Annotated in this window: 27 protein-coding genes and 1 tRNA gene; 13 read left to right on the top strand and 15 right to left on the bottom strand. The window is 31.4% G+C overall.

All coding sequences use genetic code 11. The annotated features are described in order from the left end of the window. The first annotated feature begins 336 nt into the window (after positions 1-336). On the top strand, positions 337-726 hold the full coding sequence (locus tag DSQ20_RS10410) for a hypothetical protein (RefSeq protein WP_179365556.1): 390 nt from the start codon (positions 337-339) through the stop codon (positions 724-726). 1 nt (position 727) lies between these two features. Here DSQ20_RS10410 and DSQ20_RS10405 read toward each other — a convergent pair whose 3' ends face one another. From DSQ20_RS10405 to DSQ20_RS10395, 3 genes are all read right to left on the bottom strand, one after another. After that, a complete protein-coding gene (locus DSQ20_RS10405) occupies positions 728-889 on the bottom strand; it encodes an AbrB/MazE/SpoVT family DNA-binding domain-containing protein (protein ID WP_007551680.1) in 162 nt (53 codons plus the stop codon). A gap of 133 nt (positions 890-1,022) precedes the next feature. Then, positions 1,023-1,628, bottom strand: a complete 606-nt coding sequence (locus DSQ20_RS10400) for a winged helix DNA-binding protein (protein WP_179365555.1) — start codon at positions 1,626-1,628, stop codon at positions 1,023-1,025. Positions 1,629-1,753: 125 nt separating this feature from the next. Then, positions 1,754-2,116 carry a hypothetical protein gene (locus DSQ20_RS10395; protein ID WP_179365554.1) on the bottom strand — a complete coding sequence of 121 codons (363 nt, stop codon included), beginning with the start codon at positions 2,114-2,116 and terminating at the stop codon, positions 1,754-1,756. 64 nt (positions 2,117-2,180) lie between these two features. On the opposite strand from DSQ20_RS10395, the gene DSQ20_RS10390 reads away from it, so the two are divergent. Both DSQ20_RS10390 and DSQ20_RS10385 read left to right on the top strand, forming a co-directional pair. Then, entirely contained in the window at positions 2,181-2,933 is a 753-nt protein-coding gene (locus DSQ20_RS10390) for a geranylgeranylglyceryl/heptaprenylglyceryl phosphate synthase (protein ID WP_179365553.1), read from the top strand. 12 nt (positions 2,934-2,945) lie between these two features. Further along, complete coding sequence (locus tag DSQ20_RS10385) at positions 2,946-6,323, top strand: DNA polymerase II large subunit (RefSeq protein ID WP_179365552.1); 3,378 nt, start codon at positions 2,946-2,948, stop codon at positions 6,321-6,323. 4 nt (positions 6,324-6,327) lie between these two features. On the opposite strand, the gene glyA is transcribed toward DSQ20_RS10385, so the two are convergent. Further along, entirely contained in the window at positions 6,328-7,650 is a 1,323-nt protein-coding gene (gene glyA / locus DSQ20_RS10380; protein WP_048110164.1) for a serine hydroxymethyltransferase, read from the bottom strand. A gap of 107 nt (positions 7,651-7,757) precedes the next feature. Here glyA and thsB point away from each other — a divergent pair, with 107 nt between their 5' ends. Further along, on the top strand, positions 7,758-9,461 hold the full coding sequence (gene thsB / locus DSQ20_RS10375; RefSeq protein WP_007551673.1) for a thermosome subunit beta: 1,704 nt from the start codon (positions 7,758-7,760) through the stop codon (positions 9,459-9,461). A gap of 59 nt (positions 9,462-9,520) precedes the next feature. Then, positions 9,521-9,799, top strand: coding sequence for a hypothetical protein (locus DSQ20_RS10370; protein ID WP_179365551.1), 279 nt, complete (start codon positions 9,521-9,523; stop codon positions 9,797-9,799). On the opposite strand, the gene glnA is transcribed toward DSQ20_RS10370, so the two are convergent. Continuing rightward, positions 9,796-11,256 (bottom strand): type I glutamate--ammonia ligase, encoded by a 1,461-nt coding sequence (gene glnA, locus DSQ20_RS10365; protein ID WP_007551671.1) that lies wholly within the window; start codon positions 11,254-11,256, stop codon positions 9,796-9,798. The two genes, DSQ20_RS10370 and glnA, sit on opposite strands and share 4 nt — an antisense overlap. A gap of 54 nt (positions 11,257-11,310) precedes the next feature. Here glnA and DSQ20_RS10360 point away from each other — a divergent pair, with 54 nt between their 5' ends. Together DSQ20_RS10360 and DSQ20_RS10355 are read left to right on the top strand one after the other, a co-directional pair. Further along, positions 11,311-11,868, top strand: a complete 558-nt coding sequence (locus DSQ20_RS10360; protein WP_007551670.1) for a hypothetical protein — start codon at positions 11,311-11,313, stop codon at positions 11,866-11,868. Between the two features lie 30 nt (positions 11,869-11,898). Further along, on the top strand, positions 11,899-12,183 hold the full coding sequence (locus DSQ20_RS10355; RefSeq protein WP_179365550.1) for a hypothetical protein: 285 nt from the start codon (positions 11,899-11,901) through the stop codon (positions 12,181-12,183). 6 nt (positions 12,184-12,189) lie between these two features. Here DSQ20_RS10355 and DSQ20_RS10350 read toward each other — a convergent pair whose 3' ends face one another. Then, the gene (locus DSQ20_RS10350) at positions 12,190-12,417 is read right to left on the bottom strand and encodes an AN1-type zinc finger domain-containing protein (RefSeq protein WP_048110583.1); all 228 of its coding nucleotides are present in this window, start codon (positions 12,415-12,417) and stop codon (positions 12,190-12,192) included. A gap of 122 nt (positions 12,418-12,539) precedes the next feature. On the opposite strand from DSQ20_RS10350, the gene DSQ20_RS10345 reads away from it, so the two are divergent. Then, the gene (locus tag DSQ20_RS10345; RefSeq protein ID WP_179365549.1) at positions 12,540-13,280 is read left to right on the top strand and encodes an SDR family oxidoreductase; all 741 of its coding nucleotides are present in this window, start codon (positions 12,540-12,542) and stop codon (positions 13,278-13,280) included. Position 13,281: 1 nt separating this feature from the next. Further along, a complete protein-coding gene (locus DSQ20_RS10340; RefSeq protein ID WP_179365548.1) occupies positions 13,282-14,433 on the top strand; it encodes an NAD(P)/FAD-dependent oxidoreductase in 1,152 nt (383 codons plus the stop codon). Here DSQ20_RS10340 and DSQ20_RS10335 read toward each other — a convergent pair whose 3' ends face one another. After that, positions 14,434-14,643, bottom strand: a complete 210-nt coding sequence (locus DSQ20_RS10335) for a hypothetical protein (RefSeq protein WP_179365547.1) — start codon at positions 14,641-14,643, stop codon at positions 14,434-14,436. It abuts the gene before it with no gap. Between the two features lie 56 nt (positions 14,644-14,699). Here DSQ20_RS10335 and DSQ20_RS10330 point away from each other — a divergent pair. Next, a tRNA-Pro gene (locus DSQ20_RS10330) sits at positions 14,700-14,773 on the top strand. Here DSQ20_RS10330 and DSQ20_RS10325 read toward each other — a convergent pair. Genes DSQ20_RS10325 through thpR form a run of 3 tightly spaced genes read right to left on the bottom strand, consistent with a single transcriptional unit; the run spans position 14,774 to position 17,380 of the window. Continuing rightward, positions 14,774-15,535 (bottom strand): RIO1 family regulatory kinase/ATPase, encoded by a 762-nt coding sequence (locus DSQ20_RS10325; protein WP_179365546.1) that lies wholly within the window; start codon positions 15,533-15,535, stop codon positions 14,774-14,776. Beyond that, positions 15,510-16,841, bottom strand: a complete 1,332-nt coding sequence (gene cca / locus DSQ20_RS10320; protein WP_179365545.1) for a CCA tRNA nucleotidyltransferase — start codon at positions 16,839-16,841, stop codon at positions 15,510-15,512. The genes DSQ20_RS10325 and cca overlap by 26 nt, the downstream gene beginning before the upstream one ends. After that, a complete protein-coding gene (gene thpR, locus DSQ20_RS10315) occupies positions 16,841-17,380 on the bottom strand; it encodes an RNA 2',3'-cyclic phosphodiesterase (RefSeq protein WP_179365544.1) in 540 nt (179 codons plus the stop codon). Before thpR ends, cca begins: the two co-directional genes overlap by 1 nt. A gap of 74 nt (positions 17,381-17,454) precedes the next feature. Between thpR and DSQ20_RS10310 the strand changes: the two genes are divergently transcribed. Together DSQ20_RS10310 and DSQ20_RS10305 are read left to right on the top strand one after the other, a co-directional pair. Beyond that, the gene (locus DSQ20_RS10310; protein ID WP_007551659.1) at positions 17,455-18,003 is read left to right on the top strand and encodes an AAA family ATPase; all 549 of its coding nucleotides are present in this window, start codon (positions 17,455-17,457) and stop codon (positions 18,001-18,003) included. Continuing rightward, positions 18,000-18,392: an RNA-binding domain-containing protein gene (locus DSQ20_RS10305; RefSeq protein ID WP_179365543.1), complete on the top strand. Its 393-nt coding sequence runs from the start codon at positions 18,000-18,002 to the stop codon at positions 18,390-18,392. Before DSQ20_RS10310 ends, DSQ20_RS10305 begins: the two co-directional genes overlap by 4 nt. A 30-nt stretch (positions 18,393-18,422) precedes the next feature. On the opposite strand, the gene DSQ20_RS10300 is transcribed toward DSQ20_RS10305, so the two are convergent. From DSQ20_RS10300 to DSQ20_RS10285, 4 genes are read right to left on the bottom strand one after another with little or no spacing between them, the layout of a single operon-like run. Further along, complete coding sequence (locus DSQ20_RS10300; RefSeq protein WP_179365542.1) at positions 18,423-19,139, bottom strand: NAD-dependent deacylase; 717 nt, start codon at positions 19,137-19,139, stop codon at positions 18,423-18,425. Positions 19,140-19,146: 7 nt separating this feature from the next. Beyond that, a complete protein-coding gene (rnz, locus tag DSQ20_RS10295) occupies positions 19,147-20,046 on the bottom strand; it encodes a ribonuclease Z (RefSeq protein ID WP_179365541.1) in 900 nt (299 codons plus the stop codon). Next, the gene (locus tag DSQ20_RS10290) at positions 20,043-20,990 is read right to left on the bottom strand and encodes a TRM11 family methyltransferase (RefSeq protein ID WP_179365540.1); all 948 of its coding nucleotides are present in this window, start codon (positions 20,988-20,990) and stop codon (positions 20,043-20,045) included. Before DSQ20_RS10290 ends, rnz begins: the two co-directional genes overlap by 4 nt. Further along, on the bottom strand, positions 20,990-21,868 hold the full coding sequence (locus DSQ20_RS10285) for a ribose-phosphate pyrophosphokinase (RefSeq protein ID WP_179365539.1): 879 nt from the start codon (positions 21,866-21,868) through the stop codon (positions 20,990-20,992). Before DSQ20_RS10285 ends, DSQ20_RS10290 begins: the two co-directional genes overlap by 1 nt. A gap of 106 nt (positions 21,869-21,974) precedes the next feature. Between DSQ20_RS10285 and DSQ20_RS10280 the strand changes: the two genes are divergently transcribed. After that, on the top strand, positions 21,975-22,610 hold the full coding sequence (locus DSQ20_RS10280) for a hypothetical protein (RefSeq protein WP_179365538.1): 636 nt from the start codon (positions 21,975-21,977) through the stop codon (positions 22,608-22,610). An 80-nt stretch (positions 22,611-22,690) separates the two neighbouring features. Here DSQ20_RS10280 and DSQ20_RS10275 read toward each other — a convergent pair whose 3' ends face one another. Further along, positions 22,691-23,980, bottom strand: coding sequence for an APC family permease (locus tag DSQ20_RS10275; protein WP_179365537.1), 1,290 nt, complete (start codon positions 23,978-23,980; stop codon positions 22,691-22,693). Positions 23,981-23,999 lie beyond the last annotated feature (19 nt).

Below are 23,999 nucleotides of genomic sequence, written 5' to 3'. Positions count from 1 at the left end.
GAATAGAGTGGAAAAACAGGTGTGTGGGTTAATCTTAATTGTTAACAAATTGTTAATTTGGTGTTAGGAAAAACCAAAAAAGGTCTATTTTACCCCTTAATTTCCATTCCAGGCGTTAAGTTTGATGTTAACACTGTGAATATCCTAAAACTTACCCCTTTATTTCCACTCCAGGCATGATAAAGGTGATTTAGAATAAGGAAATTTAATCATTAATGTTAATAACAAAAATTAACCTAGGCGTGGGTTAGGCAGTCAATGTTAACAAACCTCTTAGTTAACAAATATTCTGGGATCAATTGAACTGTTAATGTTAGATCCTCATAGATCTAAAAGATGGCCAAAAAACGGATTCGAATTGATATGGAAGATGCTGATGGAGCACGGTATGATATAAAATTAGAAGGAAATGTTACTAGAGAAAAGGTTCTAAAAATCTTTGAAATGATGGATTTGATGAATATTGAAGAGGATGAACAAAAAACCACTAATATGGACTCTACAGGCTCAAAAATATGGCATATTGTTGATAAATTCTTCCCTATGGGAAAATTTACATCTACAAACATACTTGAGAAATATGAAGATGAGTACAACGAGCCAGTGAAATTAAGTATAATTTCCACATATTTGTCTAGATTTTCTACAAAAGGTAAAATTGATAGAACAAGAACCGGCCGTGAATGGACCTATCAGGCCATTAAACTAACCCAAAAACAACAATAAACTAAGATATAGTAATTTTTCTAACTATAAGTCGGTCTTTTCCCAATATCACTTTAACATATTCCCCTTTTTGAATATCCATATATTTTCTAAATTGTTTAGGAATAGAAATAGTTCCGGCTGATGTAATTTTAACTAAAACCTCATTTTCTTGAACAGACACATTCTCATTATAATTTCATAATATATATAATTTAATGTATTATAATAATTATAAAAAATAATAAAAATACTGAATTTGATTTGATTTTTAACTAAATTGATGAAATTTAATACAAATAATAAACCAAAATTGGTTATGCAATTAATGAATTAGATTCAAAAACATTAATCTTTTCTTTTCCTTTTTCAGTAATTGAGTAAGTATATGGTTTTGTACTTGTATTCCTTTGAACAAATCCATCATCATAAAGCTTCTTCATTAACCTTGAAGTATGCTCCCTACTTCGTTTTAATGTGATTTGTATATCACGTGATGTCATAGCTTTGTTTGTGATTAGATGCAACACATAATCTGTAACATTATTATGATCCAAATTAGGCATGCGCTGAATCGTTTTAGGCTCTTTACTAACATCCTCTGTTTTTTTAGGTGAAATTACTGGATTTTCTATTACTTGTTGATTTTTAGTTAATTTTTCTAAATATTGTTTAATCTCTAGAGTCGGATCCTCCTTTTTCTGTTCAACACCTTGCATTTCCATTGAATCTAGGCGTATTTTCATATCGATTAATTGTCTTTCATAATATTCTAATCGCTCTAACTGTGATGAATCTATCATTTCACTCTTAGTTTTGATGAATGGACGTATTTTGTAATAACTATACAAACCAACCAAACCTACAACAAATGCAATAATCACGGCTAAAATCACATCTGGTTCAGGAATTTCAATTAACATCACAAAAATTAATCATATGTTGTGATTTATCGTGATTGAGCAACATTATTTCACACTTTAGATTAACATTAACACATATCACATCATAAAAAAACCACTTCAATTATCACTACTTAACTATAATATCACACATTACATGCCTGACGTACTAATCTATCAATCACATTGATGACCTCATCTTCTCTTTCTGGGAATATATCACTCTCATTTATCACACGAATCTGCTCAGAAAGTTTTGATATCACATCAATATCATCTGGTAAAAGTATGCCTAACCCTCGTAAAAGCATGATTGAATAGAATAATGCTACTAATTTGTCTCTAGATTGACCAACTTGCCTATAATACGCACCTTTACTTATACTGAATTTAGAGTTTAGAAGATCTTTCTGATTTAAAATAATTTCAATTTGTCGTTCAGTAAACAATGATTTTTTTATAATTTGTTTAATAATATTATTAAAATTAGATTTTTCAAACTCTGCCATAGCTATACAATTCTGTATACCACACTACAATTAAACTTTAAAGAGTCATCTACAAATCCCCTTTATGACTGGAAATAAAGTTGAATCCTTCCTAAAATCTGAACGTAAAAAGAAAAATGCATTGTTGTTTGTATTAATTGATTCTGAAGAATCTAAGTTAGAATCTTCACAAAAACTTGCTCAAGATGTTGAAAAAATAGGTGCGTCTGCAATTCTTGTAGGTGGCTCATCTGCAACAGATCAAATTGAAATGGCTAAAGTTGTAAAAGGTATTAAAAAAGGCATTAAAATTCCAATCATACTCTTCCCTGGAAACATCACAGGAGTTGTACCTGATGCGGATGCTATCCTTTTTAGTTCACTTATGAATTCTGAAAATCCATATTTTATTACTCAAGCACAGGCATTAGGAGCACCAAGCGTTCTTAAATTTGGATTGGAACCACTTCCTACTGCATATTTGGTTATTGGAGATGGCACTTCTGCATGGTTTGTAGGTTCAGCAAGAGGCATACCTTTTGAAAAACCAAAAATTGCAGCAGCATACGCACTTGCTGCACAATTTCTTGGAATGAGATTTGTCTATTTGGAAGCAGGTTCTGGAGCAAAATCTAGTGTTACTCCAGAGATGGTTAAGACAGTAAGAAAAGCATTTAATGGATTTTTGATAGTAGGCGGTGGAATTAGGGATACTAAAACTGCTTCAGATTTAGTAAAAGCTGGCGCCGATGCCCTTGTTATTGGAACTTTTCTAGAGAAAGGTGGAAGTATTAAGAAACTAGCTGAAATAACAAAAGCAATTCAAAGAAGTAAGTAATAAGACCGTAATATGTCTGAAAACGATGCCATTTCTCGTATAAGTGGTATTAAGATGCCAAATTATTATCTTGATTATTATTCCAACCTCTCAAAAGACACCTATGCTATTTTTGAACATGCAGCTATGGCCAAATCAACCTTGGTTGATTCATCAGGAATAATTGAGCCTAAAATTGCATTTGATTTAGCAGATCGAGTTTCAAAAATGCACGATATTGATATTGCAGAACCTTTACGAGTACTTTTAAAAATTCATGGAAAAGAACTATCAGCATTAATTTTATCAAAAGAAATTGCATTAGGAAAATATTCACTACATGATGCTACCCTAGAAGAAAAATTAGATCTAGCGGTTAGAGTGGGGTTAGCTATTGTTACAGAAGGAGTTACAATTGCTCCACTTCAAGGAATTAGTGAAGTAAAGATAAAGAAAAATAAAGATGGAAGCGAATATCTCTCCGTATCTATTGCTGGACCAATGCGTTCAGCAGGTGGAACCGAGTCTGCAGTAACAATCTTAATTGCTGATCATGTGAGAAAAGCGGTCGGCTTATCAAAATATCAAGCAAATTGTTTTGATGATGAGACTGGTAGATTTATTGAAGAACTTCGAATTTATGAAAGAGAAGCTAGTAGTTTTCAATTTCATATACTAGATGAAGACATAGAACATGTAATTTCACATCTACCTGTAGAATTAAACGGTGTAGATACAGATCCTTTCGAAGTTGTAAATCACAAAGGAATGACTCGTATCACAACAAATAGAGTTAGGGGAGGAGCATTACGAGTTTTAAATGATGGGTTAATTGGAAGATCTAAAAAACTACTCAAAAGAATCGAAATGTATCAACTGGATGGTTGGGAGTGGTTAGGAGATCTAAAAGGGGCTGTTCAAACAGGAGATAATCAAGAAGATGCTGCAGCAAAGAGAATGCGGGAAGTTATTACAGGAAGATCTGTACTATCTATGCCTAACAAACTTGGGGGTTTTCGATTAAGATATGGTAGAGCATGTAATACAGGGTTTGCAGCAGTGGGAATTAATCCTGTAATTGCAGAAATTTTAGATCATACAATTGCTGTTGGTACTCAAATCAAAACTGATATTCCAGGCAAGGGAGCAACAGTAGCTTTTGTTGATTCTATTGACACTCCAATAGTCCGACTCAAAAATGGTAATGTTATAAAAATTAAAGATGTTAAGCATGGAATTGAAATTAAAGGAGAGATCGAAAAAATTCTTCATTTGGGTGATATTTTAATTTCATTTGGTGATTTTCTAGAAAACAATGCACAACTCATACCTTCAGGATATGTTGAAGAATTTTGGATTGAGGAGTTAAAAGAAAAATTAACAAAATATACACCCAATGATGAATTTTTAATTCAGTTTCTAACTAAAATTCCTACTTTGGATGAAGCATTAAAACTATCAATAGATTTTCAAATACCATTACACCCACAATACTTGTATTATTGGGATCAAATATCGTCAGAAGAATTTTTACAAATATTACATCCAGTAAAGATCAATGAAAACTCTATTGAATATTCTATAGAAACAAAAAATATTCTTGAAAAACTTGGAGTTCCTCATAAAATGAATAATACCCAAATAATTCTTGAAAAAGAAGAAGCTAGAATTTTTTATAATCTTCTTTTTAAACATGAGCCAGAGATAAACGATTTATCAATCCCACAAATTATTTCAAAATCATCCGGAATTATAATTAAAAATAAATTTTCAACTTCAATTGGAGTTAGAATAGGAAGGCCTGAAAAAGCAGCACCAAGACAAATGAAACCACCAACTCATGTTTTATTTCCCATCAATGATAAAGGAGGTCCAACTAGAGATCTCTTAAAAGCATCAAGACAAGACAATTTTTTCACAAATATTTTCAATAGATCTTGTCAGGGATGTAATGAGCCATCAATTGGCATTAAATGCTCTAAATGTGGCATCAAAACAACAATAGTTTATCGATGTGGGAATTGTCGAGACATACTTGATAATCCATTTTGTGAAAAATGTAAACGAAAGGCATCATCTCATTCTCATCAGGCATTTCCATTAAAATCAAAATTATTGTTAGCACAAGAAAAAATGGGCTTACGTGCACAAGAGCCATTTAAAGGAGTTAAAGAACTAATCAATCAAGATAGAATAGCTGAACCATTAGAAAAAGGACTAGTTCGTCAAAATTTTGGTCTTACAGTATTCAAAGATGGAACTGTTCGTTTTGATGCAACAAATTCTCCTCTTACTCAATTTCAACCATCATGGATAGGCACATCTATTGAAAAACTAAACGAATTAGGATATACTCATGATATTGATGGAAAACCACTAACTGATCCAAATCAAACAGTTGAACTTCGGATGCAAGATGTAATTATTCCAAACGAAAGCGGAAAATATCTAGTATCTATATGTAAATACATTGATACTATTTTAGAAAAATTTTATGAAAAATCAATCTTCTATAATGTTAAAAACACAGACGATTTAATTGGTCATCTAATAATTGGATTAGCACCACACACATCTGTAGGTATTGTTGGAAGAATAATTGGTTATACTGAAACACATGTTTGTTTTGCAACTCCTAATTGGCATTCCGCAAAAAGAAGAGATGCTGATGGTGATGCTGATTCTATTATGTTATTGATGGATAGTCTTCTAAATTTTTCAAGACAATTTCTTTCTGATAGAATTGGGGGTTTAATGGATGCACCATTATTGATTCAACCACTTGTATTGCCACATGAATCCCAACCACAAGCACACAATCTTGAAGTTGTTAAATTTTTACCACTTGAATTCTTTAAATCTACAATTCAACAAAATAAAGCTCCAGATGTTGCTTGTGTAGAAATAATCAAATCACGTCTTGAAACAGAGAGACAGTTTTTTGGATATTATTTTACACATTCTACAACTTCACTTACAACATCAAAATCACGTAGCGCTTATTCCACACTTGGTTCAATGCTTGATAAATTTGATATGCAAATTAAAAATGCTGAACTTATAGATGCTGTAAATACATCTGAAATTGTTTCAAATGTAATTTCTACTCACCTAGTTCCAGATATTATGGGAAACCTACGTGCTTATGCCAGACAAAATTTTAGATGTACGGGATGTGGAAAATCATATCGTAGAATCCCTTTAATTCAAACTTGCATTTGTGGTCATAATTTAATTCCCACAATTACAAGAGGTTCTGTAGAAAAATATCTTAAACTTGCAAAGAGATTAGTGGATAAATATGATGTTGGAGCTTATCAAAGAGGACGAATTCATGCATTATCTGATGAAATTGATCTAGTTTTTGGAAAGAACAAAGGAGATCAATCACTCTTAAGTGATTATACTTAGAATTTTATCTTAATTTTACGTATTCGTAAGCCCCAAGTTTTTTATCAAAACAATAATGAACTTTTTGATAATTCTTTCTAAAAGATTTTACTTTTGTAAGAATTTTCTTGGGATCTTTTTTATCAATTATTACTTCTTTGATATATGATGCAATCTCTTTCATCTCGTTTTGTTTCATGCCTAGTCTAGTAATTTCAGAAACTCCTAGTCTAATTCCTCCAGGATGAAAATAATTACGACCAGCTTTGATGTCACCTGGAATAAGTTGTCTATTTACAATGATGTTAGCTTTTTCTAAATCTGCCTCAACTTTTCCTCCATCAGAATAATCTAAAACATTAACAGCAATTTGATGTGATTCAGTAAACCCTCTCTTTTCACCTAGAACTTTAAAACCTGCGTCATTAAGTGATTCTGCAAACACTTTGGCATTTTTAATAACTTGGTTAGCGTAATCTTTTCCAAATTCTAATGCTTCTGCAAATGCTACTGCTTTACCTGCCATATGATGAATGTGATGACTACTAGTTAATCCTGGGAATGTTGCTTTCTTGATTGGTTCTTCGTGTTTCTCAGAACCTAAAACAAGTCCTCCTTGTGGACCAAACAAAGTTTTATGAGTACTCATTGTCATAGTGTCTGCACCTTCTCGTAATGGATCCTGAAATCTTCCACCAGCAATTAATCCAGCAACATGTGCAGCATCATAATTGATATGCATATCAAAACTCTTTAGAAAATCTGCTAATTCTTTAACAGGATGTGGAAACAAAAACAACGATCCGCCAAACATTGCCATTTTTGGCAGATTACCTGCTTTCTTTAATTCCTCAACTTTCTGTTTTGTCTTTTCAACATCAATTGTCATCTCTTCTGCATCAAATGGATAAAATTCAATTTCCAAACCATGAACTAATCCGGCAGTTCCTGAATGTTCTTTCTTACCATGAGAAATATGACCTCCCGCAGGAATTGAAGGTGCTAGCATTACATCGCCTGGGTTTGTAAAAGCAGAATATACTGCAAGATTAGCAACCACACCAGAGATGGGTCTTACATCTGCAAATTTTGCCTTATACAACTTCTTTGCAAGCTTCATACATTCAAACTCAACCTCATCAATGTACACACATCCTGCATAAACTCTCTCACCTGGCCAACCTTCGGCATATCTATTTCCAAAATCTGATGTTATTGCCTCTCTAACAGCAGGACTAGGTATGTTTTCACTTGCAATTAATGGAATAGAATTTTCAAACCATTTATGATGTTCTTTTAAATTTGAGAAAATTTTATTATAAGATTCTTTATTTGACGATTTTGCCATGTTTTGCAAATTAAATTTCCCAATTTAAAAACACCGATTTTTGACTATTTTATTTACGATTTTTTGATCTGCAACGTATAAAAGGGGAATTGGGCGTTTTTCTTTCTATGGGTATGCAAGCAACTTCTAAAGGCACTATGCCGGTTGTATTACTAAAAGAAGGAGGCTCTGAAACCAAAGGACGAGACGCACAAAAAAACAATATAGCAGCAGCCAAGATTATTGCTGAAATTGTACATTCCAGTCTTGGTCCAAGAGGTATGGATAAAATGCTTGTTGACTCACTTGGAGATGTTACAATTACAAATGATGGTGCAACAATTCTCAAAGAAATTGACGTGCAACATCCAGCAGCAAAAATGCTAGTTGAAATTTCAAAAACAACAGATAATGAAGTTGGTGACGGTACAACATCTGCTGTTATTTTAGCAGGTGCACTTTTAGAAAACGCTGAATCACTTTTAGATCAGAATGTTCACCCAACAATTATTGTAGATGGATATAGAAAAGCTGCAAAAAAGGCAAAACAATTCCTTCAAGAAATATCTGAGACAGTATCTGCAAATGACAAAACAATTCTAAATAAAATTGCAAAAACATCTATGCAAACAAAATTGGTAAGAAAAGACTCTGATCAATTAGCTGATATTATTGTAAAAGCAGTTCTTGCAGTTGTTGAAAAAGAGGGTGAAAAATTTAATGTTGATATTGATGATATTAAAGTAGAAAAGAAAGCCGGCGGCTCAATTAAAGATTCTGTTATTATCCAAGGTATTGTACTTGATAAAGAAATTGTTCATGGGGGAATGCCAAGAAAAATTTCTGATGCAAAAATAGCCTTAATTAACAAAGCCTTAGAAATTAGTAAAACTGAAACTGATGCTAAAATTAACATTTCAAATCCACAACAATTGAAATCATTTCTTGATGAGGAAAATAGAATGTTAAAGAATATGGTTGATAAAGTAATTGGCTCTGGAGCAAATGTAGTATTATGTCAAAAAGGAATTGATGACATGGCTCAACACTATCTAGCAAAAGCAGGAATCATCGCAGTTAGAAGAATCAAAGAAAGTGATCTTACAAAACTTGCAAAAGCAACTGGTGCTAGAATAGTAAACAATCTTGATGATATATTTGAAAAAGATCTAGGAGATGCTCAACTTGTAGAGGAAAGAAAAATTGAAGAAGATAAATGGGTATTCATTGAAGGCTGCAAGCATCCAAAGTCTGTTACTTTACTTCTTCGTGGCGGCTCTCAAAGAGTTGTTGATGAGGTTGAACGTTCAGTTCATGATTCACTAATGGTAGTAAAAGATGTAATTGAAAAACCAGAAATTGTTGCAGGAGGTGGTGCCCCTGAAACTTATGCTGCAACTAAAATAAGAAGTTGGGCAAAATCACTTGAAGGTAGAGAACAACTCGCCGCTGAAAAATTTGCTGATTCTTTAGAATCAATCCCATTAACACTGTCAGAAAATGCTGGAATGGATCCAATTGATACACTAACAGTTCTTCGTTCCAGACAAATGAAAGGAGAAAAATGGACTGGAATTGATGTTATGAAAGGCAAAATTGGAAATATGAAATCAAGTGATATAATTGAACCTTTAGCAGTTAAACTTCAGATTGTTTCAGCAGCAGCAGAAGCCGCATGTATGATTCTTAGAATTGATGATGTCATTGCCACACAAAAATCTGCAGGACCACCACCAGGAGCAGAAGGTGGCATGCCTGGAATGGGCGGTATGGGTGGCATGCCTGGAATGGGCGGTATGGGTGGCATGCCTGATATGGGCGGAATGATGTAACTTTTTTAATAAAAATTATTTTTCAAAAGTTTATTTGATTATCATATTTACAAACCATATTGAATAAGACTACATCAAAAATGCTAACAGGATTCAAGTATGTTTATTTGATAGCATTTTTTGCATTACTGTCAGGATTTTTCCATCCATTAGTTACTCATACAAGTTTTGATAGTGTAGTAATAGGAGTTATTGTGTTATTCATTGGCTTAGCAGGTAGTATTTTGCTTTACAAAGCAGCTGTTGCAGAGAAAAAAAGAATAATATTTCTTGGTATTGGTTTTACTTTGATATTTATTTCATTATTTTATATTTTTCAAATTACTGGAAGAGCTTAGATATCAAAATACAGATAAAATTCATGAGGGTGTGGTCTTATTGCAATCTCCCGTTGATCTCTTTTTCCTAACTCAATTATTTTATCAATGACATCATTTGTATAAATTGGAAGAAGGAATTTTCTATCACTTTCTAATTCATCTATTGCTTCGCCTAAACTTTTTGGTAAAACTCCTATTCCTCTTTTAGCTCTATCTGATTTTGTCATTTTAAAAATATCATCACGAACTTGATCACCTGGATCCATTTTCTTTTTTACTCCATCCATTCCAGCTGCAGTAACTGCCGCAAATACCAGATATGGATTCGATGAAGGATCAGGAGCTCTAAATTCAAGCCTCTTAAGACTAGCATAATTTTTACCTTTAAGATGTTGTGGTACTCTAACTATGGCAGATCTATTACCTGCACTCCATGCGATATAAGCTGGTGCTTCATAACCTGGGACAAGTCTGTGATATGAATTAGTAGTAGGATTACAAATTGCAGATAATGCTTTTGCATGATTAATAATTCCACCACAAAAATATTTTGCAGTTTGACTTAATTCATCAGCATCATCAGGATCATAAAATACATTCTCTTTTCCTTTCCATAAACTAACATTAACGTGCATTCCAGAACCAGCATCCATTGCAATAGGTTTTGGCATCATAGTTGCAACTTTACCATATTTCTGTGCTACATTTTTTATTACATATTTGTAAGACTGGGCTGCATCAGCAGCATTTGTCATGTAATCATATTTGATATCAATTTCACATTGCCCAGCAGTAGCTACCTCGTGATGATGATTATCACATAATATGCCAAAATCATTATTCAAAATATTTACACATTCATTTCTATATGGAGTCAAAGTATCTGAAGGAGTACTTGGATAGTATCCTTCTTGAAGACCCATAGGATATCCACTTCCTTCATTATTCCATGGCGCCTCTTTTGATTCAATTGAATAGGATTGACCCTTGTATGGAGTCAGAACATCCCAATGTACCCTATCAAACACAAAAAATTCTACTTCTGGACCCCAAGCACTATAATCAAAACCCTGAGTTTTCACATATTCTTCTGCTTTTTGTGATATCCCTCGAGGATCCCTAGACAATCTTCCCCTATTACCGCCCCAATAGATATCACATAACAGCCTTGCCGTTTTATTTTCAGTCATCCATGGAATTATGGCAAAAGTATTAGGATCTGGTTTTAAAATAAGATCTGAATCATCAACATTAGTAAAACCAATAATCGATGACCCATCTAATTTTGGTAATCCATCCCTCATTTGTTCAGGGGTAAATGTTATGGCTGAAATAGTAGTATGATGAAAACGTCCAGTAAGACCAGTAAATTGAAGATCTATAAACTGAATTCCTTCGTGCTGAATTCTGGCAAAAACTTCATCTGGTGAATATGTTACTTGAAGTGCTTTTCCATGACTAACTTTATAGGGCAATTTTGTGCTTCAATCAAACACAAATACATCCGAGATTTAAGGATTAGGTAAGAAATGTCAGAAACAAACGAAATAGATCTAAACAAATTACACCATATAGTCTTACGAGAAACTGAAAATGATTCTATACAAGAAATCAACCCTGATTTCTATAGGAAGCTTTCAGATTTTATTGGTGACTTGAAAAAACAAGAATTTGATGGAGTAGAAAATAACATTAAAAAAGTAATAATTGATACTGCTACAGAACTAACATCACTTTTCATCAATATTAGACTAGAAAAAATTTCTAAATCAGGTAATATTTCTTTTCAAAATCTTTTGGATGAAGAAAAATTTATCCTCGATGCAGAAGAAGAACGTAGAGAAAGAGCTGAAATGATTCTTTCAGCAACAATAAATGGAAAATCAAAATTTCTTGAATCTATCTCTCAAAATCATAAAACTAAAACTGTTGTTGTAAGATTTCTTCAGGAGGTAGATGAACTCATAGGTGCTGATCTAGAGAAATATGGACCTTTCAAAATTGAAGATATTGCAACAATACCATATGAAAACGCTCAGGCATTAATTACTAAAAATATTGCCACCAAAGTTCGTTGGGAAGATTAGATAGAAATTATACCTTAATTACTTTCATTTATGACACACACAGGAGTCGATGTAATTGATTTTCTTCTTTATACTATTTATCCAGTAATTGGTATCTTTATTGTTGAAGCCATTTGTAGAGTAACTAAAACTCCAAAATGGATTAAACTATGGACACAAGCCACCATATCCATTGGATTTGGAATATACTATCTGTTTGTGTTACCAGCACCACAAAATTTTCCTTTAACAGCACTGGTAATGTTTGCTCTTGCTTTAGCATTAATTTATCAAGGAAGACGAGCAAAAATATCTCCTGACAAAAGTCCATATTAGTTCTCTCTAATCTTTGAATTTTCTAAATATTCTTTTGAAAACATTTTGTTTGTTTGGACCTCCATCTCTGATCACTTTTTTCTCACCAAATCTACGAGCTCTGATCTGAGTTAATTTTACACATCTATGTTCTTCTGGAAGTCTATGTTCAGCGCAAAATGGATCTTTACAATAATTACACTGAAATGGCATATCTACCATGTCACCACAATAAGCGCATTTTTCAGGCTTCATAAGCATCTTGTAGTTTTTCTTCTAATAAACTTGTTATGATTTATTAGAAAATTAATTATTTTTAAAAAATTCAGGTAAACGTTTTTACGATGTTGAAATTAAAAATAATTACGTGAATATTGATGATTGAAAATAAAGTAGCGATAATTACCGGTGCAAGTAGCGGAATTGGATTTGCTACTGCATTAGCACTTTCAAAAGCAGGAGCAAAAGTTGCAATAGGTGCACGACGAACAAATATGCTTTTAGAATTAGAAAAAAAGATTAAAGAAAATGGCGGAGAAGTTTATTCTCAAAAACTAGATGTTACTAATAGAAATGAATGCAGTTCTTTTGTCGAAAACGTTTTGAAAAAGTGGGGAACTATTGACATACTAGTAAATAACGCAGGACTTATGCCTCTGAGTTTTTTCAAAAATTTGAAGATTGATGAATGGGAACAAATGATTGATGTCAATATCAAAGGTGTATTATATTGTACAGGAGCTGTTGTTACACACATGCTTGAAAAGAAATCAGGTCATATTATTAACATCTCTTCAGTTGCTGGAAGAATAGTTTTTCCTGCTGGTAGCGTTTATTGTGCCACAAAACATGCGATCACTGCTTTTAGTGAAGGGTTAAGACAAGAACTTAGCGTAAGAAAGAATATCCGCGTTACATGTATTGAACCAGGAGTTGTTGCAACTGAACTAACAAACACAATTACTGATGAATCTTTACAAGCATTTGTTGAAAGTGCTAAAAAAATGGAAGCATTACAAGCTGAAGATATTGCAAATGCAATTGTTTATGCTGTAGAATCACCAAATCATGTAAATGTCAATGAAATTTTAATCAGACCTACTACACAAGATCGTTAAATTGACTTCTATCCCCCATATCTTAATTCTTGGTGGAGGATTTGGAGGATTAGCTGCAGCAAATGAAATTAGAAACAACCTTACATCATCTCAAGTTAAGATAACAGTTATTGACAAAAAAGATTGGTTCATGGTAGGCTTTGCCAAACTTTGGATTATCAAAGGTATACGAACATTTGAAAATTCAATAGGATCACTAAATCAACTAATTAAAAAAGAAATAAATTTTTTAAAAGAAGAAATTATACAAATTGATCTTCAAAATAAACAAATTAAAACAACTACCAAAACTTTATCGTATGATTTTTTAATTATTGCAATGGGTGCAGTTTTAGCACCTGAAAAAATTCCAGGCCTTTCAGAAAACGGAATGAACCTTTATGATCATAATCAATTAACTGAAATTCATAAAAAAATAAAAAATATGAGATCTGGTAACATTGCAATTTCCATTATGGGAATGCCATACAAATGTCCTCCAGCACCATTTGAGGCTAGTTTATTGATTGATTCAATGCTAAGGGATGCAGGAGTTAGAGAATCAATACAAATTCATTTCTATAGTCCGGCTCCAATAACATTACCTGCAGCTGGTCCAGAAATCAGCAAAAAAATTCTCAGTTTAATAAATTCGGAGAACATTATTTTTCATGATTCATGCAAAATAAAATCTGTTGAAAAAAATAAACTGATTTTTCAAAATGGAGAAGAAGCTAATTTTGATTTACTTCTTGCTGTACCTCCACATGTTGCACCTAAAGTAATTTATGAATCCGGATTAGCCAAAGAAGGTGGATTTATACCAATTAACAGAGACTGTAAAACTCCATTTGAAAATGTGTATGCAGTAGGTGATGTAACAACTTTAACAGTAATTGATACCATGACTGTTCCTAAAGCAGGTGTGTTTGCAGAAGGAGAAGCAATTACAGTTGCACAAAATATCATATCTAATATACAAAGTAAAAATGAGCTATTGTTATTTGATGGAAAGGGAGGATGCTTCCTTGAATCTGGAAGAGATACTGCATCTATAATTGAAGTTGATATGTTTACAGAATCTAAACCAACAACAAAGTTAACAGAATCTACAGCTAAACATCTTGATGAAAAGTTACAATTTGAGAAAGAACGACTTTCAAAATGGTTATGATTAATCAGTTTTTTTATTTTCTTTTGTAAGATGCTCTAAAATAGCTTTTACCTCGACACCCAAACTCAGAGTATCTTTTGCTAGATCTAATTTTTCAGGAATACTCTGTTTAAAATTTTCATCTTCATTTTCTATTCTTATTTTTTGAATACAATCAAGATGATCCTGATCATTTCCAGAAATTCTATTACAAATACTGCAAATTTTCATTAATAATCAGTAATAACCCGACGATTTAATAATTTCATTTTGCGCCTCACTCATGAGGGGTCGTAGTCTAGCTTGGTATGATACTAGTCTGGGGGACTAGTGGTCGCAGGTTCAATTCCTGCCGGCCCCATCATAATTTTAATATCTTTAAAATATCCTCAAAACTTTTTCGTGTTGGTTCTTGCTTATATTTTCTTAAAACATCAATAATTTTTTTCTTTTCGGGAATTTTATAGATTCTTTGAACTTTTTTAGCAATTCCTGATCCAATAAAAATAGCTTGAGTAATCGAAGTTACATTTGACGCTCGTCTATTAACACTCGAGCTTTCAAAATCAATTAAAGTTGTTCTTAATTTTCCAACAATAACATGCTTTGAAATACTGCTTAATTCACCATGATCAAAACCAATTTTATCTAATCTATAACAATCCTCTAAGATCATTTTGATTATTGACTTTAATTTTTTAGAACTTCCATTACCTTTTAGAGATTGTATCCAATCACCAATTTTATCGCCATCAAGATACTCCATTACCAAAAAATTCTTACTTACATCATATAACTTGGGTCCAACGTTTACCATATTTACCAATTTCATTAATTTTGCTTCACTTTTCATTTCACTTCTTTGAGAATCTAATCTTCTAATCTTTAATGCAACAACGGTGTTTCCTTTTTTTGCTAATACTACCACTCCAACATACCCCTTACCCAAAATTTGTAAACTACCGATAGTCGTTTGTCCAGTAAATGATATTGATTTTATTTTTAATTTTTCTAATTCGATAATTCTTGATTGAAGTTGACGTGAGCTAGCTTTTGGATAGCCAAGAATTTTTGAATACGGTTCTTTTACTAATTTTTTAATTGGTATGAAAAATAGAGTCATCAGTTGAAATAAGATCTAAAACTGCCTCTTTAATTGATTTGCTTAAATTTTTATTTCCAATAGTAATTTTAACTCCTTTCCTAAAATCACTCTGTAATCCTTTTGGTATGCCTGTTTGGAGATTGTTTTTTAATAATTCTGTCATAAATTTTACAATTTCATTATGTCTTCTTTTCTCAAGTGCAATAATTTTTCCATCATCATTAATCCACATTAAATCCGTTTTTGTAATGTTTTTTGAAATAAAACTAGTACAATCACTTACTCTAAAGAAATCAGGACCGCTTTTAGAATAATTTATTGGAATTTTAGTTGATTCTAAAAGGAAAAAAAGACAAGCTTCACCCGTATTATCTGAATGTGCTTTACTTCGTAAAACATTGAAACCTCCTAATTCTAATTGAGTTGTAAGCGAAGAAGTCGCTCTCTTAATTTGCCCCCAAATTATATCTGGGCTTCGATTTTTAAAACTAAATTTTATCACAAGTACGTTTTCCAAACCATTTTTTGATATTTTCAATTTTTTTTGAGTAAAAAATTCTAATTTAGGTTTGTTTTCAAACGCTCTACATAAAAGAATGAATTTTCCTATATTTTCATTTGAAATTGCTGCAGCCAAATTTCTATTACTGTCAATAGGATCTATAATTGAAATTAATGTCTCAAATACTTTTGATGTCTTTCCAATAATCTGACCTTGTTGAATTTTTCCAATTGATCTAATTGTATTTTCAAAATTACCAAAATTTAAAATTAAAACCTCTGATACATATCCACTAAAGCCTTGTTTTGCAATTTCCGAACCATAAATTTTATTTGCTTTTAGAAATATTTTGAGTATTCTTACTTCGTTTCTCATTTCATGAGTAAGTGACTTTTCCATGTATTTTGTATGAAAAGGCGATCTATCTGCAGAACTTTTCCATTCTCCAGAATTTACATCGTAACATGGAACAACATTTATCTTTGTTTTTTTAATTTTAGCCTCAACATACGGATGTTCAGAATATCTTACATATGGATTATATTTTTTCATTGATTGAAATCCAACCTTTTTTGAAATCTCTGTAAATTTTTCTTCAGAAATAGTTTTTTTAAATTTAATAAAAATATCAATATCTGCTTCTTCTGAAAGCCAGGTATCTTTTGCATAAGATCCTCCAAATTCTAATCCTGTAATTTCCGGATAATTTTTTATTTGATTTTCAACTAATAGATAAGCTTCATCAGCGATTTGTTTTTTTAATTTTTTTACATTTTCTGATATTATTACCGATTTTCTAATTTTAGATAGTACTTGTTTCATTATTCCGCTTTAACCTCTATTAAATCAGAATAAACAGGGCCCTTTGAACTAAGAACACTTTGTTTAAGCTTAAATCCTGTAATTTCTTGAGTTCCAAAATCAACTAATTTGAATTTATTCAACTCTTTTTCAATATCTCCAATCTTATTTTTAATTCTAAATACTGTGATATGAGGTTTAAACGGTTTATCTACAGTAAAACCTAATGGAAGGAGTACATTTTCAACATTTTTTGCTAGTTCTGTCAATAATTTACCTCCCTTTTCATCAGTTCCAATCCATACAATTCTTGGAAATTTTAATTTAGGAAACACACCGATACCTTTGAAATCTACCATAAATTTAGAAAATTTAACTGATTTTAAAGCAACTATTATTTTCTCTATAACATCTTGTGATATCTCCCCTAAAAATTGTAATGTAAAATGAAGATTATGTAATTCTACAGGTTTAGCATTAATGTTAATTTCAGATTGAAATTTAGAGATTGAGTTAATTATTTTATCAGAAGTAATTTCAATTGCTACAAAAACCCGCATGATAATTTTCTTTAATGATGTTTTATAATAATTTCCGGTAACTTCATAGACCAGACTGTTTTTTCATTCTGATATTGGAAAAACTAATTGTTTGTTTAACAGGTATGCCTGGAGCAGGTAAATCAACCATAGCTGATGGTCTCAAATCAAAAGGTTATGATGTTATAAACATGGGTAATGTAGTAAGAACTGAAGCTAAAAACAGAAATCTTGAACCAACAGGACCAAATCTCGGCAAATTAATGATTGAACTTCGAGAAAAAAATGGTCAAGGAGCAATTGCAGAATTGGTTGTACCTCAAATTGAAAATACAAAATCCAAAGTTGTAATAATTGATGGTATAAGATCTAATGCTGAAATAGAAGTTTTACGTAAACATGGAACCGTTAAACTCCTTGCTATACATGCATCAACTAATACAAGATTTGGATTTTTAAAAAATCGAGGAAGATCTGATGATCCACAAACAAAAGAAAATTTTGAAGAAAGAGATAATCGAGAAATTGGGGTTGGTATTAGTAATTCAATTGCATTATCTGATGAAACAATTTCTAATAATAATTTAACAAAAGATGAATTGATTGACTATTCCTTCAAAATTATTGAAAGTTGGATAAAATGAGAATTCCTAGTATTAGTTGTAAAATTGAAATTACTTCTTCAATAAATCCATCTGAAGATCCAAAAAAAATTGAAACTGCAATTTTAAATGTTTTTCCTAATGCAAAATTAAAAATTGAAAAATTTTCTATTGTATCAAACTCAAAGGATCTTAATTTACTTGAAAAGATCTACGATGTTATTCATTCAAATCAATCACAAAAAATCTATCAACGACAACTTGAAAAAAATTTAGAAGGTGATATAACATGGTTTTATCTCAATAAACAGGCTGCATTGGTAGGAACAGTTGCTCTTTGTGAAGAACCAGATGAATCACCATTAGGCCCAATCAAAGTAACATTGACTTCATCTAATATTGATAGTATTTTGGATTGGTTAATTCTTTAAAACTAATTTAATTATTACTAAAAATTTTATTTATTTAAAAATTGATAGTAATTGGGGTAGTGCAATAACACTAGTACTTCTTACTGATAAATCCATATCAGATGACATCATTGTTTTTTCAGGATTTAATTCTATGAGAAATGCATTATTTTGTTTGGCATAAAGTGGTAATGTATTTGCAGGTGATACCACTAATGATGTACCTGCAATTATCATAATATCACAATTACTTGAATGAATCATAGCTTCTTGCCATGTATCTTGTGGAAGCGGTTCCCCAAACCATACTACATTTGGTCTTAAAATATTTCCACATTTGCATAAAGGTGGAATATTTGTAAATTCGGTTAAAATTTTATTTTTAAATTTACAAACAGTACATTTTATTTCGATAATACTTCCATGTAATTCTAACACTTTAGTACTTCCTGCCCTTTGATGCAACCCATCAATATTTTGAGTTAATATGATAACTTTTACAAACTTCTCTAATTCTGCTATTGCTTTATGTCCTAAATTTGGTTTTGCAGAAAAAATATTCTTCCTTCTTTCATTATACCATTCCCAAACTAATTTTGGATTTTCATAAAATGCATCAATTGTAGCTAATTTCATTGCATCATAATTTCTCCATAATCCATCTTTTCCTCTAAATGTAGGAATTCCACTCTCTTGAGAAATTCCTGCTCCTGTAACAAATACGATTTTTTGAGCCTCTTTTAGCTTTTTTATGGCTAGCTCAAACATTTTTTAATTATTTTATCTCAATTTCTAAGAAATCTTTTGCTGCAATAACTGACTGATGAATTTGTTTTGCTTCTTCTAGATGTCTAGTTTCATCTTTATATCTTGCAGAAAAATGTGTTAAGATCAGATTTTTTACTTTAGAATTTTTTCCTAACATTGCTGCTTGTTTTGCCGTTGAATGACATGTTTCTTGAGCCTTATCTGCAGTTTCATCTAAAAATGTAGAATCAAATACAAGATAATCACAATTCTCAAAGAATTTTTCTAATTCTTTTGTTGGCATTGTATCTCCTGAAATTCCAATTTTTTTACCTGGTCTTTTTTCTCCTAATACCTGTTCTGGAAGAATAATTCTTCCTTCAATTTTAATTTCCATTCCGTTTTGTAATTGATTCCACAACTTTCCTTCCGGAATTGCTAATGCCTTAGCTTTTTCTATATCGAATCTACCGGGCTTATCTTTTTCTACAAAAAGATAGGAGTAAGTAGTAACTGAATGATTAGCTTTACAAGCATATATTGCATAAATTTTTGAATCAAATACTATTCCGTCTTCTACTATTGTAATAATAACAGAAAATGATAATCCAAAATTTAGAACTTTGATATTTGCAGATATAAATTCCTCAATTCCACTAGGTCCGTAAATTTCTAAGGCCTCTGTTCTATGTTGCATAGTCATTGTCTGAAGTAATCCTAACAATCCTATACAATGATCTCCGTGAAGATGTGTAACAAAAATTTTCATTTTTTTATTCCAACCTAAACCTGATTTTAAATAAGAAATTTGTGCAGCTTCTCCTGCATCAAACATTATAATTTCACCTTCTCTTTCTAAACAAATACATGACAACCCTCTATTTTCAGTAGGTTGAGCGGCTGAAGTTCCTAAAAATACTAGTTTCATTTTATTAAAATTATTCTTGTCAAGCTTTTATGCCTATAGATCTCATATTTTTTAATTGGGTTTATCTTCAATTTTTTTTCAAATCCCTTCTTGCACATAATACCAATTTTCTTACGCTTGGGCAAAATTGATACAAATTTCTTCAATAATTCCTCAGGATTTTCTGATGATTTTGAAGCGGTTCCATAAGGCAAATCTGTAACAATTCCATCAAATTCATTTATCATTTTAGTTAATTGACTGAAATCAGACTTGATTATTTTTGAATTGTATTGATTTGCATCTAAATTTTCTTTGGAAATTTTACACATGTTTTCATCAAAATCTAATCCAATTGCATGAATTCCCATCGATTCAGCTTCTAATAATGTAGTTCCAGTACCACAAAATGGATCACAAACAGTCTCTCCCTCTTTTAATCCAGCTAAATTTATCATAGCTCTCGTAAGCTTCCAGTCTAATTCATGTGGGTGTTTTTTAATTTTCTTTGGTCTGCTTTTAATTTCATATCTTTTTGAAAACCCAAAAAAATTTTCCTGATCGGTAAAAATTAGATATATGCTGATATCTGGATTTTCAAGAGAAACTTGAGCTTTTGAAAATTTAGTTATCATATCTCCCATCGCCTTTTCTAATTCTGGAATGTTGAAATTATTTGATGATAAATTAATAATTCTACATACAAAAGTTTTGGCATTTTTTAACACTTCAAAATTTTCTTCATCTAAAAATAAACCAGACATTTTACGAAGTATTTGACCCGAAATTTTTACAAAAGTTGCACGATTTGCAATTTCCTTCCAATTTGTCTTTGATTGAATTATTACTAAATTTGATATAATTTGTGCTTTGGCAAATCTATCATATGTTTTTGCTATTGAAATTATTTCGTCAATTGCAATTTCGAGATAATCTTTAGATAAAATAAAAAAACTCTCAGGCATTATATTATTGCCTTTGCAATTGTATCTGAAACATCAACCAATGATGTTTTTCCAGGAATTGTATTTGTACTAATTATTTTAGTTACTCCTGCATTTTTAATTTTCTTTTCAGCACCATTTCTAAGTAATGCATGCGTACATGCTACAAATACTCGTGCACATTTTTGTTTTTTAAGAAACTCGGTAGCTTTGATAATGCTTCCTCCAGTACTAATCATATCATCAACTAAAATCAAATCTCTACCTATAATCTCATCAAAATTTGTAGATTTAATTTCTACTTTTCCAGTTTTCCGATCTCTTTGTTTCTCAAGAGTTATGTATTCTGTCTTTAACAATTTTGCAAATTCTTTTGCTCTTTCTTTTCCACCGTGATCTGGGGACACTACCAACGGATTTTTTAATTTTAGTTTTGCAAAATATTTTACTAGATCTGGAATTGCGGTTACATTTTTTGATTTTATATTAAAATATTTCAAACCTATCATACTGTGAATATCTACAACAATTATTCTAGATGTGCCTACACTTTTGAATAACTTTGCAATTACTTTCATTGTTATCACTTCTCCAGGTAAAAATTCTCTATCTTGTCGGGCATAACCCATGTAAGGTATAACTGCAATTACTTCTGTTGCATATTCATTTGCTTTTGAAATTATTGAAAGTGTCTGAATTAAATTCTCATCAACAGGTGGATATGTTGATTGTATGACAATAATTTTATTTTTTTGAGGTTTTTTTTGAAAAGTAATTTTACTTTCACCATCTGGAAAAATCCTTAATTGTGATTTTATGAAATTTGCATCTAATTTTTTTGCTAATTTTTTTGCTAATTCTTCGGATGAACTTCCAGATATAACAGTAAATTTTGTCAATAGTTCAACGAGAAAGAAGGGGTTCTTAAATTTTGAGGGTTTTGGAAATATTTCTTTATCAGTAATTTATAGAACCTTTTTAAAACAGAAATGAATTTTTTTGTCATTGAATTTTAAAAATTTACTATTTTTGTTATTACTAATTTCTGGTACTTTTAGTACTGCTTTTGCTCATACAGTTGATTCTGTAGGTGAATATAGATTGGAAATTGGATGGATGAATGAGCCTGTAGTCTCAGGAGAAACAAATGGTATTGAATTGCTAGTTAGTCATCTTGAGCCTGGTCTAGAATTAAAGCAACAAAAATTTGATGATGGTGTATCTGGCCTGGAAAAATCTTTAAAACTAGAATTATTATTCAAGGAAGAAAAAATAATACTTTCTCTATCACCTGATCATAACATTCCTGGAAAATATTATGCATTTGTTAATCCGACAGTATCTGGGTTTTATCAAGTAAATGTTTTAGGTAATATTGAAGAAACTCCAATAAGCTTATCGATGCATCCTCCAAAAGTTGATGAACGTTCTTACATTGAATTTCCAAAACCATCTGATCTTACATTAACTCAACTAATTGATGGACATACAGCACTTCTTGGAGAAGTAAATAATTTAAAAAAATCATTCACTGAATTAGAACAATCTAATCAACAGATGAATGTTAGTTATGTGGCAATTGGTATAGGTGTATTAGGAATTATTATTGCATCCATTGCTCTTTTTAAAATTAGAAAATAATTATCTTTTTAAATTAACTTTTGATTTTTCTAATTATAATATATAAAGTTCAATAAGTATGATGTTTTGATAGAATTGAATCATTCACTTCTAAACGATTTTCTATTAAAAATTACATAAAGTAGTGCACCTATAGATACAATTACCAATCCCACCAGCATAATTTCCATCTCAAATTGAATTGTCATATACACCATAACTCCTAGTCCAATCAATGGAAGAACTGGAAATCTTCCAATATTACATGGAACTCTAAATGGTCTTTCTAATTTAGATTCTGTATATCTTAATATAATTACAGACAAATTTATCATGGCAAATGTTATCACTACAGCAAATACTGTTATGTTAGCTACAACAACAATATCTCCAGTAAAGGCAAATACTATCGATGTAATCGAAATTACAATTACTGCTATCCAAGGTGTTTTTGTTTTTGAATGAATTTTACCTAAAAATACAGGAATAGATTTATGATTTGCCATTCCATAAAGCATTCTAGAACCAGCTACTAATGTGATTAGAACTGTACTGGCTGTTGCAAAAAGTGCAATTCCAGATAGTATGATATTACCTTGTATTCCTAATGATCTCTTAGCTACATCTGCAAGAGGAGCAGCTGATCGTCCTAACTCTTCCCAGTTTATGACACGAACCACAGATAAAGAAACTAGAATATAGATAATTCCTGAAATTACAACAGCAAGAATTATTGCTCTAGGAAGTGTTTTTTGGGGTCTTTTTACCTCCTCTGCAATATTTGCCATATCTTCAAAACCAATAAATGCAAAAAATATCAAAATAAATGCCAAGATGATTCCAGTCATCCCATTTGGATTCTGAAAATAATCAATAGGTTCGGTAGTCTCAGATGACATTCCTAAAAATATTATTAACGCTAGTCCTCCAATTGTAATAATTGCAAAAATAGTATTTGCCCAAGCTGATTCTTTTATTCCAATAAAATTTACAACTGACAAAACTCCGATCAGTAAGATGGCTGATACTGTTATTGGTAAATCTATAAACTGTGTAAAATAACCTCCAAAGCCTAATGATACAGTTGCTGCCGTAATCATAGAAGTTATTGCTGTCAGCCATCCGATGATAAATGCAAGAAAATTATTCTTGAATGCATGTTTTACAAAAGTGTATTCTGCAGCTGCCTTTGGAAATAATGCAGTTAGCTCAGAATAGCTTAACCCTGCAAATACAGCAGCTATCATTCCAAGCAAAAAAGAAATCCACACAGAGTTTCCTGCAAATAATACAGCTTCTCCAATCAATACATAAATTCCAGCACCAATAATCATCCCTACACCATACATGGTAAGATGAAAAAGCCCCATGTGGCGTTTTAGTTCAGACATTTTAATTCAAAAATAATTT

The organism is Nitrosarchaeum sp. AC2 (genome assembly GCF_013407385.1).
Classification (GTDB): domain Archaea; phylum Thermoproteota; class Nitrososphaeria; order Nitrososphaerales; family Nitrosopumilaceae; genus Nitrosarchaeum; species Nitrosarchaeum koreense.
The sequence above is the reverse complement of the archived record's forward strand: the minus strand, read 5'-3'. Positions and strand labels throughout refer to the sequence as shown.

What these genes read in the sequence shown, in the direction of transcription:
- DSQ20_RS10410 (WP_179365556.1), top strand. Translation starts at nt 337, where the DNA reads ATGGCCAAAAAACGGATTCGAATTGATATGGAAGATGCTGATGGAGCA.
- DSQ20_RS10400 (WP_179365555.1), bottom strand. Translation starts at nt 1,628, where the DNA reads ATGTTAATTGAAATTCCTGAACCAGATGTGATTTTAGCCGTGATTATT.
- DSQ20_RS10395 (WP_179365554.1), bottom strand. Translation starts at nt 2,116, where the DNA reads ATGGCAGAGTTTGAAAAATCTAATTTTAATAATATTATTAAACAAATT.
- DSQ20_RS10390 (WP_179365553.1), top strand. Translation starts at nt 2,181, where the DNA reads ATGACTGGAAATAAAGTTGAATCCTTCCTAAAATCTGAACGTAAAAAG.
- DSQ20_RS10385 (WP_179365552.1), top strand. Translation starts at nt 2,946, where the DNA reads ATGTCTGAAAACGATGCCATTTCTCGTATAAGTGGTATTAAGATGCCA.
- glyA (WP_048110164.1), bottom strand. Translation starts at nt 7,650, where the DNA reads ATGGCAAAATCGTCAAATAAAGAATCTTATAATAAAATTTTCTCAAAT.
- thsB (WP_007551673.1), top strand. Translation starts at nt 7,758, where the DNA reads ATGGGTATGCAAGCAACTTCTAAAGGCACTATGCCGGTTGTATTACTA.
- DSQ20_RS10360 (WP_007551670.1), top strand. Translation starts at nt 11,311, where the DNA reads ATGTCAGAAACAAACGAAATAGATCTAAACAAATTACACCATATAGTC.
- DSQ20_RS10355 (WP_179365550.1), top strand. Translation starts at nt 11,899, where the DNA reads ATGACACACACAGGAGTCGATGTAATTGATTTTCTTCTTTATACTATT.
- DSQ20_RS10350 (WP_048110583.1), bottom strand. Translation starts at nt 12,417, where the DNA reads ATGAAGCCTGAAAAATGCGCTTATTGTGGTGACATGGTAGATATGCCA.
- DSQ20_RS10345 (WP_179365549.1), top strand. Translation starts at nt 12,540, where the DNA reads ATGATTGAAAATAAAGTAGCGATAATTACCGGTGCAAGTAGCGGAATT.
- DSQ20_RS10335 (WP_179365547.1), bottom strand. Translation starts at nt 14,643, where the DNA reads ATGAAAATTTGCAGTATTTGTAATAGAATTTCTGGAAATGATCAGGAT.
- DSQ20_RS10325 (WP_179365546.1), bottom strand. Translation starts at nt 15,535, where the DNA reads ATGACTCTATTTTTCATACCAATTAAAAAATTAGTAAAAGAACCGTAT.
- cca (WP_179365545.1), bottom strand. Translation starts at nt 16,841, where the DNA reads ATGAAACAAGTACTATCTAAAATTAGAAAATCGGTAATAATATCAGAA.
- thpR (WP_179365544.1), bottom strand. Translation starts at nt 17,380, where the DNA reads ATGCGGGTTTTTGTAGCAATTGAAATTACTTCTGATAAAATAATTAAC.
- DSQ20_RS10305 (WP_179365543.1), top strand. Translation starts at nt 18,000, where the DNA reads ATGAGAATTCCTAGTATTAGTTGTAAAATTGAAATTACTTCTTCAATA.
- DSQ20_RS10300 (WP_179365542.1), bottom strand. Translation starts at nt 19,139, where the DNA reads ATGTTTGAGCTAGCCATAAAAAAGCTAAAAGAGGCTCAAAAAATCGTA.
- rnz (WP_179365541.1), bottom strand. Translation starts at nt 20,046, where the DNA reads ATGAAACTAGTATTTTTAGGAACTTCAGCCGCTCAACCTACTGAAAAT.
- DSQ20_RS10290 (WP_179365540.1), bottom strand. Translation starts at nt 20,990, where the DNA reads ATGCCTGAGAGTTTTTTTATTTTATCTAAAGATTATCTCGAAATTGCA.
- DSQ20_RS10275 (WP_179365537.1), bottom strand. Translation starts at nt 23,980, where the DNA reads ATGTCTGAACTAAAACGCCACATGGGGCTTTTTCATCTTACCATGTAT.